This is a genomic window from Pseudomonas frigoris (assembly GCF_047758635.1).
GTDB lineage: Bacteria > Pseudomonadota > Gammaproteobacteria > Pseudomonadales > Pseudomonadaceae > Aquipseudomonas > Aquipseudomonas frigoris.
This window is the reverse complement of the sequence record NZ_CP180479.1, coordinates 5,415,352-5,433,147: the sequence shown is the minus strand read 5'-3', so window position 1 is coordinate 5,433,147 and position 17,796 is coordinate 5,415,352. Positions and strand designations below refer to the sequence as shown.

Below are 17,796 nucleotides of genomic sequence, written 5' to 3'. Positions count from 1 at the left end.
GTTGTGGGACGGTTCCAGAGGCCTTCAGCCTTGAACGGCTGCAGGCACCCCGCGGCGGCTGGACATCAGCAGTGCCCACATACCGACTCCCACCAGCAGCGCGCCGATGATTTCCAGCGGCAGTGGCGACTGACGTAACCAGAACCAGTGAAACAATGTGAGGAGCAGCGTGCTCAGGTAAATGTAGGAAATGACCGAGGAAGGGGCGATAACGCCGATGGCCCGATGCAGCAGCCAGAAGGTCGCCAGCGTGGCGAACACCGCCAGGTAAATCAGCCACCAGAAATCGCTCACGGTCAGCAATGACGCGGATCGCCAGCCGCCGCTGAACCCACAGAATGCCAGCAGAAACAGCGCGCCGAACAGCATGTTCCAGAAAGTCATGCCCACTGGGCCGCGACCCTTTAGGCTGCTGACCTTGAGCCGTTGACTGAGGGGCGAGTAGAGCGCCATCGCCAGGCAACCGACGCCATACACCGACACTGCATACAGCGAAGGCAGCTCACCAGGGCCTGCGCCTTTCAAAACCAGCAACACGGCCCCGGCAGCGGCAATCAGCATCGGCAGCACCCGCTGTTTCAGGTTGCGGTCGGGCATCAATATGGCTTCGAACAACAATGTCAGCAGTGGTACCAAGGTGAACATCGTTCCGGTATTGACGGCCGAGGTGTAGCGCAATGCCTCGAACAGCGAGCCGAAATACACCGCCAGCAGCAAGCCGAGCGCGGCATGGCCGAACAGTCCGCGGGCGGTCATGGCGGTATCGCCTTTGAACAGCAGCAGCGGCAAAAATACCAGGGCGCAGAATAACAGGCGCAAACCGGTCAGCAGGATCGGGTCGATGGCCTGGCTGACCTGTGCTGCCGCAGAAAACGATGCAGCGATCAACAGTGCCCAGAGCAGCATGCCGACGTGAGCGGCGGCGAAACCGGTGTGTTTCATGATGTGAGTTCCTGGGTCAGCGAATGTGTTGGGCGTAATGCCGCGGATCGAAGCGCAAGACCATCAGGATCATCAGTGCCATGACGCCGGTCAGTGACCACCAGGCCCATTCGAAGCTGCCGAGCTGATCGCGGATCAACCCGGCAATCAGCGGTGAGAGACCGGCGATCAGGTAGCCGATGCCTTGCACGAACGCGGTCAGGCCGCCGGCACGCTGGGGATTGTCCAGATGATCCAGGGACACAATCAGGCTCATCGGGAACAGTCCGCCGATGCCGAGCCCCAATAGACATGGCCACAACAGACTCAGGTACTGCGGGCTGAGAATAAGCCCGCAAAAACCCGCCATGATCAGCGCCAGCAACACTACCAGCACCACGCGCCGGTCACGGCTGCGGTTGGCGATGGCCGGTGTCAGCAGGCCAGACAACACTTCCATGGCGGTCAGGAAACCCAGCAGCAACCCGGCGTTTTGTTCGCTCCAACCCTTTTCCACGTAGTACGGCGCCAGCCAGGCCAGCACACAGGTGTAGGACGCCGTGCCCAGGCCGAAGAAGATGGCGAGCAGCCAGGCGCGGGAATTGCCGAAGAAGGATTCATTGCGTTGCGTCTGAGCAGGCTGCGCCGGCAGCCTTTCACGTTGCACGCACCAAAACAGCAGCGCTACCAACGCCAGCGCCGCCCAGATCGCCAGGCCTACGCGCCAGCTGCCGGTGCGAATCATCACCAGCGGCGCAAACGACGCCGCAATCGCTGCGCCGCCCATGATCGACGTGACGTAGAGCCCCATGCACACGGAAACGTTATCGCTGAAGCGGGATTTGATCAGCGCCGGCATCAATGCCTGGATCAGCGCGATACCGATACCCGCCAGTACGGCGCTGAGGATCAGTTCGGCCGCCGAATCGAGGAACATCCGCGACACCGTGGCCACGCCGATGATCAGCAGCGAAAGCACCACGGTGCGTTGTTCGCCGATTCGTTGGCTGACGCCCAGCCCAAAGAACATCGCCAGCCCCATCGCCATCACCGGCAGCATGGTCAGCAGCGAAGCCAGGCTGAAACTCAGTGCAATATCGTCGCGAATCGCCGACAGCAAAGGACCGACGGCGGCCATGGAAGGCCGCAGGTTCAGAGCGACAAGAATGATGCTGAACATCAGCCAGAGGGCGGGGCGGGAGATTGCGCGAACGTTTTCCATCTATCGGACCTTGAATGACCAGGAGCCGATTAGGCGCGCGAGGCCTGCAGGCCGCAAATCAGAAAGTCCGGAGTAGTATTTAGAAATCAAATAACACTCCGTTCACCTGTAGCAGCTGCCGAAGGCTGCGTCCGGCTGCGAAGCAGGCGCAAATTCTGCCACCGGATGAACCTGCCATACCGCATTGGCTGATTTAACGTCTGCTTCGCAGCCGAACGCAGCCTTCGGCAGCTGCTACAAGTAGCGTGGTGCTACTCAATTGTTTAGCCAACCCGCAACCAAAGTTCTTCAAATCCCGATTTAACGACTTAACCTCCCGTGTGACGCTGCTGCTCATCTGTTCTCTGCGGTTTTCTCTATGGACGATCGTCCAGTCGCACTTCCCTCCGAATTAGCCTTTTGGGCGCTGTGGCACTGCCGTCACGCGCGCCCACCGGATTCCTGCATTTCCCGTTGATTGTTCTTACAGGTCCCGCGCTATACGCCGGGATCAAAGCGGCGACGCCTGTGCGTTTGCCTGACGCGGAAATAAGAGAATTCCCATGAGTGTTGCCACGACATCTTTCGCCTCCAAGCAAGAAGCCCTGACCTTTCTGGAACAGAACCCGGATATCGAGATGTTCGAGTTGTTCATCCTCGACAACAACGGTGTACCTCGGGGCAAGTTGCTGCACCGCGATGAATTGCTGGCGGTGTACGAAAGCGGGCGGCCATTGCCGAGCACCATTCTTGGCCTGACCATCAACGGCGATGACGTGGAAAACTCCGGCCTGGTCTGGGACGTTGGCGATATCGACTGCCGGGCGTACCCGATCAGCGGCAGTTTGACGCGCATGCCATGGCGGCTGATGCCTACGGCGGCGGTGCAGGTCAGCATGCACCCGAAGGAGGGTATGCCCGCGACGATTGCCGATCCACGGCATCTGCTGGCGAAAGTCATCGAAGGCTTGCAGGCCGACGGTTATTACCCGGTGATGGCGGCGGAGCTGGAGTTCTATCTGTTGGATCAGCAGCGCGACAGCAATGGTCGGCCGCAACCGGCGCGGGATGTCGATGGTGGACGACCGCGAGGCACTCAGGTTTATGGCTTGCGTGAGCTGGAGCAAATCGAACCATTTCTGGCCGATCTCTACAGCGCCTGCAAACTCCAGGGCATTCCGGCGCGCACGGCGATTTCCGAATACGCGCCGGGGCAAGTGGAAATCACCCTCGAACACCGCACCGGCGCCTTGCAGGCGATGGACGAAGCGGTGCGCTACAAACGACTGGTCAAGGGCGTGGCGCACAAGCACGGGATGACGGCGTGCTTCATGGCGAAACCGTTTGATGACTTGGCGGGTACAGGCATGCACATGCACGTCAGCCTGGCGGACAAGGAGGGCAACAACCTGTTCGCCAGCGAAGCCCCGGACGGCACGCCACTGCTCAAACAGGCGGTCGGCGGGATGCTCAGTACGTTGCTCGATTCATTGCTGCTGTTCTGTCCGAACGCCAACTCTTACCGTCGCTTCCAGACCAACAGCTATGCGCCGCTGGCGGCCACGTGGGGCGTGGACAATCGCACCGTGAGTTTGCGCGTGCCCGGCGGGCCGGCGTTCTCACGGCATATTGAGCACCGAATCTGTGGCGCCGACGCCAATCCATATCTGGCGGCTGCGGCGATTCTGGCCGGGATCCATCGCGGTATACGCGAACAACTCGATCCTGGTGTGCCGGTGGAGGGCAATGGCTACGCGCAGGCCACGGAACTGTTGCCGACTGACTGGTTGACTACGTTACGAGCGCTGGAAGGTTCGATCTGGGCTCGGGAAGCGTTCGGCGGTGAGTTCCTCGGCGTGTACCTGGCGGTAAAACGTGCCGAGTATCGACAGTTCATGGGGGAAGTCGGCGAGCAGGACTGGCGTTGGTATTTGAATCAAGCCTGAACAGAACCTGAAGCATTCTCAAATAAGTTGACCGTTTTTGCCTCGTGCCATGAGCCAACTAATCGTTGGCTTCTTTTTCACAAAAAATTGATGGTTGGCAGCCTACACTTAGTGATGTTACGGCCAATGAAATTTTCACATTTGGCGAAGGCACTTTTATTCAGGAACAGCCGATCATCATGTTGAAGATTAAAGCCGTGCGCCCCGAGTGGGTGACACTGATTTCCAGCGCCTTTCTATTGGCAGGATTCAATTTCGTTCTCTGGCAACACCTGTTTGAAATCACGGCCTCTGACGGTCAAGGCATCGTCATGCGTGTGGCATTCGGGGCGATGATCCTTGCTGCTTTCAACATTGTGCTGACCCTGCTGGCGTTCCGGCCGGTAATGAAGCCCGTTTTGACGCTGATCTTTATGGTCAGTGCCAGCGTCGCGTACTTCATGGGTCAATATGGCGTGCTGATTGACACCGGCATGTTGCGTAACTTTGCGCAAACTAATGCGACGGAAGTGCGTGACTTGCTGTCGTTGAAGTTGCTTGTTTATATCCTTGTGCTGGGTGTTTTGCCGTCGTTGTTGTTGTGGCAGATCCCGGTTAATTACCGCCGCTGGCACCGTGAGCTATTAAGTAAAGCACTGGTAACTGTCGCGTCGGTTGCCGTGATTGGTGGCGTTGCACTGGTTAACTATCAGGGCCTGTCTTCGTTGTTTCGCAATCATCATGAATTGCGCCTGATGGTCGTGCCAAGCAACTACATCGGTGCCTCTTTCGGCTTTCTGCGTGAACAGGTTGCCTCAGCACAACAGCCCTTTATGAAATTGGGTGAAGATGCCCAGCGAAATCCCGCCTGGCAAACCCATCAGCGCAAATCCCTGACCGTGCTGGTGGTGGGCGAAAGTGCCCGGGCCGAGAACTTCGGCATCCTGGGGTATAACCGTGACACCACACCCAAATTGAGTAAAGAGGCCGGCCTGATCGCGTTCACCGACGTGCATTCCTGCGGGACGGAAACAGCCGTGTCGGTGCCGTGCATGTTCTCCGACATGGGCCGCAAGAATTACAACGCCAGTAAGGCGAAGAACCAGGAAGGCCTGCTGGACGTACTCAAACGCGCGGGTCTCGACGTGATCTGGCGTGATAACCAATCGGGCTGTAAAGGCACTTGCGATAGGGTGACCGTCGACGACGTCAGTAACCTGAAAGACCCGGTGCTGTGTGCCAATAGTGAATGCCGCGATGAAATCCTGCTGCAGGGTTTGCAGCACTTCATCGATACCCTGGATAAAGACACGGTTCTGGTATTGCACCAGATGGGCAGTCACGGTCCGGAATACTTCAAGCGCTACCCGAAAGAGTACGAGCGCTTCACCCCGGTTTGTGAAAGTAACGCCCTGAATAATTGCAGTCGCGAAAGTATCGTCAATGGCTATGACAACACCCTGGTGTATACCGACCACGTGCTGTCGACCCTGATCGATTTGTTGCGCAACAATCAGGACAAAGTCGATACCGCGATGCTCTATTTGTCGGACCACGGCGAATCCCTGGGCGAGTACAACTTGTTCCTGCATGGCACGCCTTACATGCTGGCGCCGGAACAACAAAAGCATGTCGCGATGCTGGCCTGGTTTTCCGACAGCTATCAAAAGTCGTTCTCGGTGGACGCCAATTGCCTGCAACTGAGTCGCGACAAGCCCTTGAGTCAGGACAACCTGTTCCATTCGATGCTCGGTTTGCTGGAAGTCCAGAGCAAGGTGTACAAGCAGAATCTGGATATGTTTGCCGGATGTCGTGGTGCGGTGACCGACGGCGTGTTGGCCAAAAAGTGAGTACCTCAACCTTTTTTTCATGCCCCGGTCGCTAACTTGCGGCCGGCAGAGTTTCCCCCGAGAGCCATTGCACATGTCCGCTCAACCCCCATCTGCCATCGAGCTTGAGATCGCCCGGCGCTACGATCAGGAGCACGCCCGCGTCTGTCTTCAGCCGCGACCGCGTGGCTTGGCCGGGCGGTTGACGTTCTGGCGTGACGAGCAATTGGTGCGCAACGCGCTCAAGGCTGCCGGCGAACCGGGTCTGGTTCTTGATTTGGCTTGCGGTGTCGGGCGCTTCTGGCCAGTACTGGCCGAGCATGCAAACCGGGTGATCCTCGCGGCCGACCCGTCGCAGGACATACTCGATCATGCCCGCACTCACCATCCGCAGAGCCTGCTGAAACGGGTCAAGACCTTTCAGAGTTCAGCGTTCACCATCGGCTTGTCGGCGAATGCGGTTGACTGCATTTTTTGCATGCAGCTGTTTCAACACATCGCCTGCCCCGAGCATCGTTTGGCCATGCTTAAGGAGTTCCATCGGGTCAGTCGCGATACGGTGATTGTGGGGGTTCGGGTCGATGCTCATTTCAAAGGCCGGCGCACGGATGCACAGGGCGTTCCGGCCCGACCGTTGGCCAGCAAGGCCGACGTGGAAGCCGAGTTCAAGCTCGCAGGTTTGCGCGTGCTCAGTCATCAGGACTTCCTGCCCGGCTGTGCGCGGATGCGCGTCTACGTACTGCGTAAGGCCGGCTAGTCTCCGCTTGTCAGACATTTCTTGCTGTTTGGCAGGCATTTTCGCTAAAGCTCTTGTTCTGTGGAGGCGCGGAAAACGCCGGGGGCGATATATACTGCGCGCCATTCTTCAAGGGAGAGCCGTGTGGCCATCGATATTCACTGGATTCGCGACAACGATAGCCTCGGTCAGTTTTGCGCCGAGTGGCAGCAGCTGCCATTCGTTGCCCTCGACACCGAATTCATGCGGGTCGACACCTTTTATCCGATTGCAGGCCTGCTACAGATCGGCGATGGCGTACGCGCTTACCTGATTGACCCGCTGAGCATCGACAACTGGCAGCCTCTGGCCGCGTTGCTGGAAAACCCGGCCGTGGTCAAAGTCGTCCATGCGTGCAGCGAAGACCTCGAAGTCCTGCTGCGCCTGACCGGCAGCCTGCCGGCGCCGTTGTTCGACACTCAGTTGGCCGCCGCTTACCTGAACCTCGGTTTTTCCATGGGGTATTCGCGGTTGGTGCAGGAAGTGCTCGGCATCGACCTGCCCAAGGGCGAGACCCGTTCCGACTGGCTGCAACGTCCGCTTTCCGACACCCAAATCAGCTACGCCGCCGAAGATGCTTTGCACTTGGCGGAAGTTTTCGTACAGCTTCGTCCGAAGCTTTCTGACGACAAGTACGCCTGGGTCCTGGAAGACGGCGCCGAGCTGGTGGCCAACCTGCGCCGCGAAGTTGATCCGTATGAGGTCTATCGCGAAGCCAAGCTGGCCTGGAAGCTCTCCCGTGCCCAACTCGTCGTATTACGTGAACTGTGCGCCTGGCGCGAGCGCGAAGCCCGCGCCCGTGATCTGCCGCGCAACCGCATCGTGCGTGAGCACTCCCTGTGGCCGCTGGCGCGGACTCAGCCGGACAACCTCGGAGCGTTGGCGAAAATCGAAGACATGCACCCGCGTACCGTGCGTCAGGACGGCGAATTTCTGCTTGATCTGATCAAACGCTCTGGCAGTGTGTCGCCTGATCAATGGCCGCCTGCGGTGCCGGAGCCTTTGCCGGTGGACGCCGCCACGCTGGTCAAACAGCTGCGTGCGATCGGCCAGGCCGAAGCCGAGCGCCTGAACATTGCGCCGGAGCTGATGCTGCGCAAGAAAACCCTGGAAGCGCTGCTCAAGAGCGGCTATCCCAATGGTCCTTACCAATTGCCTGATTCGCTGCGTGGCTGGCGCCGCGAATTGATGGGCCAGGCGCTGCTCGACAGCCTGGCCACCGCCGGAGAACAGCCTTGAAACGTATTTGCTCCATTTATCGAAGCTTGAAGAAAAACGAGATGTACCTCTATGTGCTCAAAAGCGATGCACTGGAGCGCGTCCCGGAAAGTCTGATGGCCGCCTTCGGCAAACCGCATCACGCCTTCGACCTGGTGCTGACCCTCGAGCGTAAACTGTCGCGCGAGGACATCACCGTGGTGCTGGAAAACCTTGAGAAGCAGGGTTACCACTTGCAAATGCCGCCGGCCGAAGACGAATACATCGAACACTTGCCGGAAGAATTGCTGCGCCGCAACGACCCGATGTGACTGGCAGACAGGCTCTGTTCAGAGCCTTTATGAAACACTGGAATGATTTTGGCGAGGGCCAGGGCGATGGAGCGTTACTCCATCGGCGGCCGTCTGCACTGTTTTTGAAAGGTTTGAACCATGCGCGTTCTGATTGCTGAACACGACCACCCGGTGTACGCCCAGCTGTTGCGTCAAGCAGCGCCCGACCTGGAAGTGCTGACCAGCGGCGACTCCGCCGAACTGGCCAGCCAGGCCGCTGATTGTCCGATCTGGCTCGGTCAGCCGGACCTGCTGGCGACCTTGCTGCGTCAGGGCCACGAGCCACAATGGCTGCAATCGACCTGGGCGGGCATTACGCCGCTGCTGGCCGACGGCTTGCCTCGCCACTATCGCCTGACCCGGGCAGTGGGGATTTTCGGTCAAGTCATGGCCGAATACGTGCTGACCTACATGCTCGGCCACGAGCGCGAAGTGCTGCCGCGGCTGGTCAGCCAGGTCGAGCGCAAGTGGGACAGTCGCCAGGGCCAAAGCCTGGCCGGGCGTAAAGTGTTGATCGTCGGCACCGGTGACATCGGCCAGACCGTGGCGCAGTTCCTGGTGCCGTTTGGCGTCGAGTTGTACGGCATCGCCAGCGAAGCCCGTGAGCAGGCGCCGTTTGTCGAAGTCGGGGCGCTGGCTGATCTGCCGCGTCTGGTCGGTGAGGTGGATTACGTGATCAATCTGCTGCCGAATACGCCGAACACCCACGACCTGTACGACGCGGCGCTGTTCAAGCAATTCAAGCCGACCGGGTTGTTCATCAACGTCGGACGCGGCGTGGCAGTGGTCGATGCGGACCTGGTGGAAGCTTTGAAAGAAGGGCATCTGGCCGGTGCTGTGATCGACGTCTGTCGTCAGGAGCCGCTGCCGCAACGTCATCCGTTCTGGACCGCTTGGGGCCTGCTGCTCACTGGCCACAGCTCGGCACCGACCTCGCCATCGATGATGGTGAATCTGTTTGTCGAGAACCTGCGGGCGTATCAGGCGGGTGAGGCATTGCGCGGGGAAGTGGATTTCAATCGCGGTTATTGACTTCACCGCAATCAAAATGTGGGAGCGGGCTTGCTCGCGAAGAGGCCGGCACATCCAACATCAATGTTGACTGACAGACCGCTTTCGCGAGCAAGCCCGCTCCCACATTGGATCTTCATTGTTGGTTAGAGGGTGAAATCACCCTCGGCGGCCAACTCGCTCAGCGGACGACGCGGGCTCGGTTCTTCACGTGCTTGCAGGTAATCCGCCAGCGTCGCCTTGTCGCCCAGTTTGCCCACCGCTACCGCAGCGTGCAGCGCATAACCTTCTGGAATGTTCAGCTCCTTGCGGGTCAGGTCCTGGTCGAAACCGGCCATACCGTGGGTGTGCCAGCCGCTGATGCTCGCTTGCAGCGCCAGATGGCCCCAAGCGGAACCCGTGTCGAAGGTGTGCCACAAGGCCGGGGTCTCTTCGGTGGCGCCAGGCACCGCGAAGGTGGTTTTCGAGATAACGATTACCAGTGCCGAGGCGTGTTGCGCCCAGCTGCGGTTGAATTCGTTCAGCAGCCCCAGATAGCGCTCCCAGTTTGGCGTGTCGCGACGCGCATACAGAAACCGCCAAGGCTGCGAGTTGTAGGCCGATGGCGCCCAACGTGCAGCTTCGAAGAAGCTCAGCAGAGTTTCTTCGGAGATCGCTTCGCCGGTGAAGGCGCGGGGCGACCAGCGGTCGGTGAACTGAGGGTGGATGGCATAGTCGGCAACGCGTGGATTAGCACTCATCAGGAGATTCCTTGCTACGTTTGAAGGTGAGGGGCGACGCAAAACCCTACTGGGCGGCACAATAACTGACAAGCTCGTTTTTACCGGCAGTCGCCAACGCTTGGCCCACAAGGGCCTTGGCACTAGACTGGCGGCCTTTTCACCACCTGATGTTGATGCTTGAGCCATGGCCGCCAAAGTCGAACCGTTCTGGATACGCAAAACCCTCGATCAACTCGATCAAGAGGAATGGGAATCGCTGTGCGACGGCTGCGGTTTGTGCTGCCTGCAAAAGCTCGAAGATGAAGACGACAACAGCGTCTATTACACGCGTATCGCCTGCAAACTGCTGGACCTGAAAACCTGTCAGTGCACCGATTACCCGAACCGCCGCGATTTCGTCCCCGACTGCATCCAGCTCACACCGGGCAAGGCTGACGAGTTCAAATGGTTGCCGCCGACCTGCGGCTATCGACTGGTCAGCGAAGGCAAGGACCTGCCGCTTTGGCACCATCTGGTGTGCGGTGATCGCGATGCGGTGCACCACGAACGTATTTCCCAGTCCGGGCGCATGCTGGCCGAAGGCAGCGTGGCCGAAGACGATTGGGAAGACCATCTGATTTTCCGGGCGGGTTAATTCCCACTCAAAAAATCGGCAGTGATTACTAGAATTTGGGGCTGCTACGCAGCCCAGCGCGAGCAAGCTCGCTCGCCACAAGGAGTGTGTATGGCTGTGGGATTGCGGCTGGCGTTGACCTTTGGGCTTTTGGCTCTGAGTTCGCCCGTGTGGGCGGCGAAGAAGGTTGATCTGGATTACCACGTGCGCCTGTTGCCGCAAAGCGATCAGGCTGAAGTGCAGTTGACGCTCGCTCAGGGTTCGGCGGTACGCAGTCTGGATTTCGACCTGGGCGATGGTAGTCACTACAGCGATTTCAAGGCCGATGGCCAATGGCAGCTCACGCCGGGCAAGCAGGCCCGTGGTGTCTGGCGTCCGGCCGCCGACAAGGCCAGCCTGACCTACCGCGTACGCATCAGCCACGGGCGCAAGAGCGGCAGCTTCGATACGCGCATGACGCCAACTTGGGCGTTGATGCGCGGCGATGATCTGGTGCCGGCAGCCAAACTCGATCAGCAGGACGGCATTGAGCTGGTTTCACGCCTTGAATTCGAATTGCCCACCGGCTGGAAAAGCGTCGAAACCGCCTGGCCGCGAATCGGCAAGAACAAGTTCCGGATTGATAACGTCTCTCGATTGTTCGACCGGCCCACGGGCTGGATGCTAGCCGGCCACCTCGGCAGCCGTCGCACGCGGCTTGGGGAAACCGAGGTCACCGTCGCCTCACCTCTGGGCCAGGGCATGCGCCGCATGGATGTGCTGACGCTGCTGACCTTTGTCTGGCCGCAAGTGCAGGCGGTGTATCCCCGTCATCCCGTCAAACTGTTAATCGTCGGTGCCAACGACCCGATGTGGCGTGGCAGTCTGGGCGCGCGCGAATCGATCTATCTGAACACGCGTCTGCCGATGGTCAGCGAAAGCGGTACCAGTGCGCTGGTGCGGGAATTGGCGCAGGTGTTCGGACGGATCAACGATCACCAGCGCAGTGACTGGATCAGCGAAGGATTTGCCGAGTATTACGCCATCGAACTGGTGCGCCGCGCTGGCGGCATGAGTGATGAGCGGTATGAGAGTTTGCAGAAGAAGTTGGCCAAGGACAGCCAGAACGTCACGACCTTGCGCGCTGAGCAGGTCAGCCCGGCGCAGGTGTCCAAAGCGGTCGTGTTATTGCAGGAACTGGATCGCGAGATTCGCCTGAAGACCCGCAACAAGCGTTCGCTGGATGATGTGTTGCAGGGGGCGATGCATTTGGAGAGCGTGGATACCAAGGAATTTGTTCAGCTTGCCGAAAGCATCATTGGTGAATCGTCCAAGGTCCTCGATACCGAGTTACTTCAGTAATACCGCTATCGCGAGCAAGCTCGCTCCCACATTGGAATGCGGTCACCTGTGGGAGCGAGCTTGCTCGCGATGAGGCCCTTCGACTCACCACAATGTCTGGATCAAACCCCGGTTTTAGGCGACTTCAACGAATCATTACCGGTCACGGTAGCGGTATTGGTCGCCGCTTCAGCATTCGCCTTCAACCGGTTCAACTCTTCACCCGCCCGCTGAATCTTCGCCCGCACGTTGTTCATGTCCTGACGGCTTTTCTCCAGCAGGCTTTTCGCCGAACTGTGCCCGGTAATACCACGCGCCAGGGCCACACCGCCGATCGCCACTTGAATCAACCCGAACACGCCACCGCGACGCAGGCCCTTGCCGACCATCACCACACCGCCGGCCAGGGAAGCAATGCGTTCCCAACCCTCAACGTTTTGCTCAGTGTGAGTCTGGAACGGGGTGGATTCGATGCGTTCTACGCGATTGAGTTCGCTCATGATCTGTCTCCTGGCTGGAATGGCTTTCAAGAATAGATAATTAAGCTGACTGCCGAGGCGGGCGGCTTGTTCCATCGGATGTGCGTTGAATCAGCGAAACTTCGCCCCGGAGCGGGTGTTGAGTCCCTTGGACAGGCGGTCATAGAGCACGACGTTGACGGTGGCCGCCAGGTTCATGCAACCGGTGGTCGGGATGTAGACCACGTCTTCGCACCAGTCGCGAATCTCTTTATCCAGCGAGCCGTCTTCCGGGCCGAAGATGTACAGCGCGCGGTCCGGATGGGTGTATTCCGGCAGCGAACGGGCGCCGTCCACCAGTTCCACAGCGACCGGAACGCAGCCCAGCGGCAGGATTTTTTTCAGGTCGTCGATGCCGATCAGCGGAATGTCGTAGTGGACGCGCTTGGTGTCGGTGACGAAGTCGGCGGCGCGCTCATAACGTTTGCCGGTGTAGAACACGGACGCCACGCCATAACAGCCAGCGGCGCGCATCACCGAACCGACGTTCTCCGGTGATTTGGGGTTATACAAACCAATGCAGCTGTACCGTTTGTCTGCCACGAGCGGGTGCCTTCGGGGAAAAAACGGCGATTATACGGGGATTGGGGGAGGGGTGTTCGGTTTGGAGATTGGTGGTGTCTGGTCGGCCGTCTTCGCGAGCAAGCCCGCTCCCACATGGATCCTGAGTGTTCACAAATGTTGTGTTCACAGAAGATCCCCTGTGGGAGCGAGCTTGCTCGCGATGAGGCCAGGTCAGGCGCTGAAAATATTACTCGTCTTTCTTCATCAGGCCGGCCAACGCCGCAAACGGGTTATGCGTCGCCTTGGCGATTTTCGGCGAGCTCAGCGAGCCTTCACCAAAATACTGCTGGTCGGTGTACCGAGAGTGTTCATTGTCGTGGCAATACAGGCACAACAATTCCCAGTTCGAGCCGTCCTGCGGGTTGTTGTCGTGGTTGTGGTCGCGGTGGTGCACGGTCAATTCGCTCAGGCGCTTGCCGGAAAACTCACGAGCACAGCGGCCGCACACGTGCGGGTACATTTTCAGGGCTTTGTCGCGGTAACCCATTTCCTTGTCGCGCTGGTTGTCAGCAAGGATGCGGTCCAGTTTCGACGTGTTGGTCGGAGGCGTTGACGAACTCATGGGTTCACCTTTGTAAAAAGACTAATGACGGTTATGAGCCAAGTGTAGGGCCTGTCATCACTTATTTCCTAGGCCGCGCCGGGTCTGCTGTGGTGCAGGGCAAGGCGCGAGGAGTGTGGTTTGGTCATTCCAAACGAGCTCCGAGCAACGCAGCCCTGCACCACAGCAGGCCCGGCCCTTCGGGTTGTGTCTGAAAACGAGCCAGGCTGCGTTGCAGTCCTTGGCAAGGGAACGACCATTACCAGCGGACTGCGCCTTGCCTGGCACGTTTTCAGGCGCAACGCGGCCTAGGAAATAAGTGATGACAGGCCCACGCTCAGCCCTTGAGCTTCTCGGCAATCCAGATGGTGTGGCGGGTGCCTTTGTTGCCGTGGGCGAAGACCTGGACTTCCTCGGCCTTGAAGCCGGCCTTCTTCAGTTTGTCGGAAAACTGTCGGTCAGCGCTCGCGGACCAGACGGCCAGCACGCCTTTGGGCCGCAGGGCCTTGGCGCAGGCGCTCAGGCCGCCAGCGGAGTAGAGCCAGCTGTTGGCCTTCTGGGTCAGGCCTTCGGGGCCGTTGTCGACGTCGAGCATGATCGCGTCGAAACCTTGCGGCTCTGCCTGCAGGACTTTGGCCACGTCTTCCATGCGAATGACCGTGCGCGGGTCAAGCAGCGGGTTCCCGGCTTTCTCGCCCAACGGCCCACGGTTCCACTCCACCACCCCCGGCACCAGTTCGGCGACGACCACTTCAGCGGTCTTGCCCAGGTGCTTGAGGGCCGAGGCGAGGGTGAAGCCCATGCCCAGGCCGCCGATCAGCACGCGCGAATTCGGCCGGCCGGCCACTTTACGGCACGGGATCTCCGCAAGAGCGTCTTCCGATCCGTGCATGCGGGTGTTCATCAGTTGCCCGCCGTCGCCGCCCTGGATCTTGATGACGAAATCCTCACCGTATTCGAACAGGCACAAGGCACCGCCATTTTCAGGAATTGGAGTGGTGTCGAGCAGAACGAAACGTTTCATGGGACTCACTTGAGGAGAAATTGGCATAAGAGGGGGAAGGCAAACACGCGCAGTTGGGAGTAGCCTGCAAAAAGACAACAAGGCCAACGGAGCCATTGATGAAGCGCACCATTCTAACGGTCATTGCCTTGGCCGCGCTCTCGATAACTGCAGTGCAGGCCCAGCAGTTGCAAACCATTCCGATCAGCCCTGCGCCGCTGCCCGGTTCGCCCGGCACCGCGACCCCGACACCGTACCCGCAAATCACCCCGACCGCTGCGCCCAGAACCGGGCCCGGCAGTGGTGGCCCGCCGTTGGTGCCCATTGAAATGCCTAGCCCGCCCAGCAAGGACCAGCCACTGCCGGGGCTGGAGCAAAACCCGTCGAAAACCAAATCACCCGGCGGTTAAACCTGCTGCGAGAGCAGTTGTCCATCGGCCATGCGCAAGCGTTTGGAGAGGGAGACGGCGAGGGCGCGGATGATTTTGGCGGCGATTTTCGGCGCATCGTTGAGCATCTTTTCCAATGAATCCTTGCCCAGATTGAGCAACTGGCAATTGCTCGCAGCCACGCAACTGGCCGAGCGTCGTTCGCCGTCGAGTACGGCCATTTCGCCGAACGCCCGACCGCTGCGCAACGTTGCCATAGTCACCAGGTGCCCGTCGCTGTTGGTTTTCTGCACTGCCACCTGGCCGGTGTGGATGATGCACATGAAGCTGCCGGCATCACCCTCATGGAAAATATCTTCGCCCTGAGCAATGGTGCTGATGCTGAAGTAGCCCGAGGCCGTGGCGAAGTCCGCCGGCAGCAGTTGATCGAACAGGCCACAGTCCATCAGCCAGTCACGAATTTCGTTGTTCAGTAAGGTCGGTTCTGACATGTCGTCACGGTCTTTTTCTTGTGTCTGGTTCCGGTTTTCTGGACGTCCCCAATCCCCTGTGGGAGCGAGCTTGCTCGCGATGGCGGCGGCACATTCAACATCGATTGTGAATGTGATGCCCTCATCGCGAGCAAGCTCGCTCCCACAGGGTGGATGTGTTGTACCGGGTTCGGTGTTCGGTGTTAAGACCGGCACACCGGGCCAAGTTCCTCAGGCGATGCCCAAAACCTTGAAAACAAATGCGTATTCGAGTGCTACGTCACGCAATCCCTGATAACGACCGCTCATCCCGCCGTGCCCGGCACCCAATTCGGTCTTGAGCAGCAGGGGATTGGTGTCGGTTTTGGTTGCGCGTAATTTCGCCACCCACTTGGCTGCTTCCCAGTACTGCACGCGACTGTCGTTGTAGCCGGCGATCACCAGAGTCGCCGGATAAGCTTGTGCGGTGACGTTTTCGTACGGGGCGTAGGCCTTGATCCGCTCATAGACGTCCGGTTCTTCAGGATTGCCCCACTCGTCGTACTCGGTGACGGTCAACGGCAGATCCGGGTCGAGCATGGTGTTCAGCACGTCGACGAACGGCACTTCGGCAATCGCAGCAGCAAACAACTCCGGCCGCTGATTGAGCACCGCGCCGATCAGCAGACCACCGGCGCTGCCGCCGCTGATCGCCAATTGCGATGGCGTGGTGAAGCCATCGGCGATCAGGTGTTCGGCGCAGGCGATGAAGTCGCTGAAGGTGTTGTGTTTGTGTTCCTGCTTGCCAGCGCGATACCAGGCTTCACCCAGTTCACCGCCGCCACGCACGTGAGCGATGGCGAACGCCACGCCACGGTCGAGCAGACTCAAACGGGCGTGGGAGAACCACGGGTCGAGGCTTTCACCGTAGGCGCCATATCCGTACAGATAAAGCGGCGTCGGCTTGCCGAGTGCTTCGCGTTTGACGACGAGGCTGATCGGCACTTTCGTACCGTCAGGTGCCGTCGCCCACAAACGCTGACTGACGTAGGCATCGGCGTCGAACGGGCCGAGCACCGGGGTTTCCTTGAGGACTTTCTGCTCGCCGTTGCCCAATACCAGTTGGCGGATTTGCGCCGGACGGTTCAGCGCTTCGTAGCGCAGGCGGATCCTGTCGCTGACGAATTCCAGGCTGTTCTGCACGTGCAGGCTGTAGGCCGCATCCGGTAATTGCACACGGTAGCTCGGCAGGTCTTGCGGATGAACTTCGATGATCGGCAAGCCACCCTCACGCAAGCTCAGGGTCACGGCCCCGGCGTTCAGGCTCATGCCTTCGATCATCACCGTGTCGCTGTGGGGGATCAGGTTCAGCCAGTCGGCCTCGGTCGGCGCCACGCCGGTGTCTACGGCGTGGTACAGGGCAAAGTTGATGCCGTCGCGATTGGTGCGAATGAACCAGGTCCATTGACCGTCGAGCGCGCCGTGGTCGACGTCGTACTCATGGTCTTCAACCCTCGGTGCGATGCAGGTAAAAGCCTGCTGCGGCTGGAACGCGTCAAGCACCCAGACTTCGCTGGTGGTCTTGCTGCCGAGGGACAGCAGCAATTGCTGTTCGGAACTGGAGCGGTAGCAATGCATGAAGAATCGACCGTCCGGCTCATGGAACACTTCTTCGGCCGCCGTACCGTCCAGCCGATAGCGGAACAGTTTGTGCGGGCGATGGGTCTCGTCCAGCTCGCCGAAGAACACCGTCAGGCTGTCATTGGCCCAGGTCATGCTGCCGTCGCAATCCTGGAATTCCAGTTCGCTGACACGGCCGTTGGACAATTCCTTCACGAACAGCGTGTAAATCTCATCGCCCGTGGCGTCGATGCTGTAGGCCAGACGCTGGTGATCCGGGCTGATACTGAACGCGCCCAAGGAAAAGAAACCGCCTTTGGCCAGTTTGTTCGGGTCCAGCAGCAGCTGTTCCTGGCTTTCGTCGAGCTGCAGGCTGTCATCGGCAGGGCGCGGGCAGCGGTAGTGACGGGCATATTCATCACCGGCCGTGGTGCGCGTGTAATACAGGTACGGACCCCAAGGGGAGGGCAAGGACAGGTCGGTTTCGAGAATCCGGGCCTTGATCTCTTCGAACAGGGTTTCACGCAACCCGGCCTGATCGGCGGTTTGCGCCTCTTGGTAGCGGTTTTCCGCTTTCAGGTAGTCGAGCACCGCGTCGGTGTCGCGCTCCTGCAACCAGGCATACGGGTCAGAACCGGCAGCTTTGTGGGCGATCGGGGCGCTGGAGACGTTGGCGGTTAAGGGCATGAAGGGCTCTCGGACGATGTACGGAATAAGGGTTTTTCAGGTCTTGATGCCGCTGCAGACCCCTGTGGGAGCGGGCTTGCTCGCGAAAGCGGTGTATCAGACAACAATGATGTCGACTGACACTCCCTCTTCGCGAGCAAGCCCGCTCCCACAGGGGT

Annotated in this window: 18 protein-coding genes; 9 read left to right on the top strand and 9 right to left on the bottom strand. The window is 59.5% G+C overall.

Annotation, left to right across the window (positions count from 1 at the left end):
- Positions 1–24: 24 nt before the first annotated feature.
- Positions 25–942, bottom strand: a complete 918-nt coding sequence (locus ACMXYH_RS24925; RefSeq protein WP_415765274.1) for a DMT family transporter — start codon at positions 940–942, stop codon at positions 25–27.
- Between the two features lie 16 nt (positions 943–958).
- The gene (locus ACMXYH_RS24920) at positions 959–2,143 is read right to left on the bottom strand and encodes a cyanate transporter (protein WP_415765273.1); all 1,185 of its coding nucleotides are present in this window, start codon (positions 2,141–2,143) and stop codon (positions 959–961) included.
- Positions 2,144–2,685: 542 nt separating this feature from the next.
- Here ACMXYH_RS24920 and ACMXYH_RS24915 point away from each other — a divergent pair.
- The 6 genes from ACMXYH_RS24915 (at position 2,686) to ACMXYH_RS24890 (ending at position 9,233) form a co-directional block, all read left to right on the top strand.
- Complete coding sequence (locus ACMXYH_RS24915) at positions 2,686–4,068, top strand: glutamine synthetase family protein (protein ID WP_415765272.1); 1,383 nt, start codon at positions 2,686–2,688, stop codon at positions 4,066–4,068.
- Between the two features lie 179 nt (positions 4,069–4,247).
- The gene (locus ACMXYH_RS24910) at positions 4,248–5,897 is read left to right on the top strand and encodes a phosphoethanolamine transferase (RefSeq protein ID WP_415765271.1); all 1,650 of its coding nucleotides are present in this window, start codon (positions 4,248–4,250) and stop codon (positions 5,895–5,897) included.
- A 73-nt stretch (positions 5,898–5,970) separates the two neighbouring features.
- Positions 5,971–6,633: a class I SAM-dependent methyltransferase gene (locus ACMXYH_RS24905; RefSeq protein ID WP_134418882.1), complete on the top strand. Its 663-nt coding sequence runs from the start codon at positions 5,971–5,973 to the stop codon at positions 6,631–6,633.
- Between the two features lie 123 nt (positions 6,634–6,756).
- The gene (rnd, locus tag ACMXYH_RS24900) at positions 6,757–7,890 is read left to right on the top strand and encodes a ribonuclease D (protein ID WP_129441972.1); all 1,134 of its coding nucleotides are present in this window, start codon (positions 6,757–6,759) and stop codon (positions 7,888–7,890) included.
- The gene (locus ACMXYH_RS24895) at positions 7,887–8,180 is read left to right on the top strand and encodes a YcgL domain-containing protein (protein WP_415765269.1); all 294 of its coding nucleotides are present in this window, start codon (positions 7,887–7,889) and stop codon (positions 8,178–8,180) included. The genes rnd and ACMXYH_RS24895 overlap by 4 nt, the downstream gene beginning before the upstream one ends.
- 120 nt (positions 8,181–8,300) lie before the next feature.
- Positions 8,301–9,233: a D-2-hydroxyacid dehydrogenase gene (locus tag ACMXYH_RS24890; RefSeq protein WP_123366771.1), complete on the top strand. Its 933-nt coding sequence runs from the start codon at positions 8,301–8,303 to the stop codon at positions 9,231–9,233.
- 125 nt (positions 9,234–9,358) lie between these two features.
- Here ACMXYH_RS24890 and ACMXYH_RS24885 read toward each other — a convergent pair whose 3' ends face one another.
- Entirely contained in the window at positions 9,359–9,952 is a 594-nt protein-coding gene (locus ACMXYH_RS24885; RefSeq protein ID WP_033054040.1) for a nitroreductase family protein, read from the bottom strand.
- A gap of 166 nt (positions 9,953–10,118) precedes the next feature.
- Between ACMXYH_RS24885 and ACMXYH_RS24880 the strand changes: the two genes are divergently transcribed.
- The gene (locus tag ACMXYH_RS24880) at positions 10,119–10,568 is read left to right on the top strand and encodes a YcgN family cysteine cluster protein (protein WP_007898698.1); all 450 of its coding nucleotides are present in this window, start codon (positions 10,119–10,121) and stop codon (positions 10,566–10,568) included.
- A gap of 90 nt (positions 10,569–10,658) precedes the next feature.
- Positions 10,659–11,888 (top strand): hypothetical protein, encoded by a 1,230-nt coding sequence (locus ACMXYH_RS24875; protein WP_415765268.1) that lies wholly within the window; start codon positions 10,659–10,661, stop codon positions 11,886–11,888.
- Between the two features lie 101 nt (positions 11,889–11,989).
- Here the strand turns inward: ACMXYH_RS24875 and ACMXYH_RS24870 are convergent, their stop codons facing one another.
- From ACMXYH_RS24870 to ACMXYH_RS24855, 4 genes are all read right to left on the bottom strand, one after another.
- A complete protein-coding gene (locus ACMXYH_RS24870) occupies positions 11,990–12,367 on the bottom strand; it encodes a YgaP family membrane protein (protein ID WP_134418884.1) in 378 nt (125 codons plus the stop codon).
- Positions 12,368–12,457: 90 nt separating this feature from the next.
- Positions 12,458–12,928, bottom strand: coding sequence for an RNA methyltransferase (locus ACMXYH_RS24865; protein WP_129441984.1), 471 nt, complete (start codon positions 12,926–12,928; stop codon positions 12,458–12,460).
- A gap of 208 nt (positions 12,929–13,136) precedes the next feature.
- A complete protein-coding gene (locus ACMXYH_RS24860; protein ID WP_056742523.1) occupies positions 13,137–13,511 on the bottom strand; it encodes a YajD family HNH nuclease in 375 nt (124 codons plus the stop codon).
- A 316-nt stretch (positions 13,512–13,827) separates the two neighbouring features.
- Positions 13,828–14,514 carry a spermidine synthase gene (locus ACMXYH_RS24855; RefSeq protein ID WP_007898703.1) on the bottom strand — a complete coding sequence of 229 codons (687 nt, stop codon included), beginning with the start codon at positions 14,512–14,514 and terminating at the stop codon, positions 13,828–13,830.
- A gap of 98 nt (positions 14,515–14,612) precedes the next feature.
- On the opposite strand from ACMXYH_RS24855, the gene ACMXYH_RS24850 reads away from it, so the two are divergent.
- Positions 14,613–14,903, top strand: coding sequence for a hypothetical protein (locus ACMXYH_RS24850; protein WP_415765266.1), 291 nt, complete (start codon positions 14,613–14,615; stop codon positions 14,901–14,903).
- Here ACMXYH_RS24850 and ACMXYH_RS24845 read toward each other — a convergent pair.
- Positions 14,900–15,373, bottom strand: coding sequence for a cyclic nucleotide-binding domain-containing protein (locus ACMXYH_RS24845; RefSeq protein ID WP_134418887.1), 474 nt, complete (start codon positions 15,371–15,373; stop codon positions 14,900–14,902). The genes ACMXYH_RS24850 and ACMXYH_RS24845 overlap by 4 nt on opposite strands.
- Positions 15,374–15,583: 210 nt before the next feature.
- Entirely contained in the window at positions 15,584–17,638 is a 2,055-nt protein-coding gene (locus ACMXYH_RS24840) for a S9 family peptidase (protein ID WP_415765265.1), read from the bottom strand.
- Between the last annotated feature and the right edge of the window lie 158 nt (positions 17,639–17,796).

Bases quoted from the DNA above. Each gene is read 5' to 3' on its own strand.
- ACMXYH_RS24875 (WP_415765268.1), top strand. From the start codon at position 10,659: ATGGCTGTGGGATTGCGGCTGGCGTTGACCTTTGGGCTTTTGGCTCTG.
- ACMXYH_RS24855 (WP_007898703.1), bottom strand. From the start codon at position 14,514: ATGAAACGTTTCGTTCTGCTCGACACCACTCCAATTCCTGAAAATGGC.
- ACMXYH_RS24915 (WP_415765272.1), top strand. From the start codon at position 2,686: ATGAGTGTTGCCACGACATCTTTCGCCTCCAAGCAAGAAGCCCTGACC.
- ACMXYH_RS24880 (WP_007898698.1), top strand. From the start codon at position 10,119: ATGGCCGCCAAAGTCGAACCGTTCTGGATACGCAAAACCCTCGATCAA.
- ACMXYH_RS24905 (WP_134418882.1), top strand. From the start codon at position 5,971: ATGTCCGCTCAACCCCCATCTGCCATCGAGCTTGAGATCGCCCGGCGC.
- ACMXYH_RS24920 (WP_415765273.1), bottom strand. From the start codon at position 2,143: ATGGAAAACGTTCGCGCAATCTCCCGCCCCGCCCTCTGGCTGATGTTC.
- ACMXYH_RS24925 (WP_415765274.1), bottom strand. From the start codon at position 942: ATGAAACACACCGGTTTCGCCGCCGCTCACGTCGGCATGCTGCTCTGG.
- ACMXYH_RS24840 (WP_415765265.1), bottom strand. From the start codon at position 17,638: ATGCCCTTAACCGCCAACGTCTCCAGCGCCCCGATCGCCCACAAAGCT.
- ACMXYH_RS24860 (WP_056742523.1), bottom strand. From the start codon at position 13,511: ATGAGTTCGTCAACGCCTCCGACCAACACGTCGAAACTGGACCGCATC.
- ACMXYH_RS24910 (WP_415765271.1), top strand. From the start codon at position 4,248: ATGTTGAAGATTAAAGCCGTGCGCCCCGAGTGGGTGACACTGATTTCC.
- ACMXYH_RS24870 (WP_134418884.1), bottom strand. From the start codon at position 12,367: ATGAGCGAACTCAATCGCGTAGAACGCATCGAATCCACCCCGTTCCAG.
- ACMXYH_RS24845 (WP_134418887.1), bottom strand. From the start codon at position 15,373: ATGTCAGAACCGACCTTACTGAACAACGAAATTCGTGACTGGCTGATG.
- ACMXYH_RS24885 (WP_033054040.1), bottom strand. From the start codon at position 9,952: ATGAGTGCTAATCCACGCGTTGCCGACTATGCCATCCACCCTCAGTTC.
- ACMXYH_RS24890 (WP_123366771.1), top strand. From the start codon at position 8,301: ATGCGCGTTCTGATTGCTGAACACGACCACCCGGTGTACGCCCAGCTG.
- ACMXYH_RS24850 (WP_415765266.1), top strand. From the start codon at position 14,613: ATGAAGCGCACCATTCTAACGGTCATTGCCTTGGCCGCGCTCTCGATA.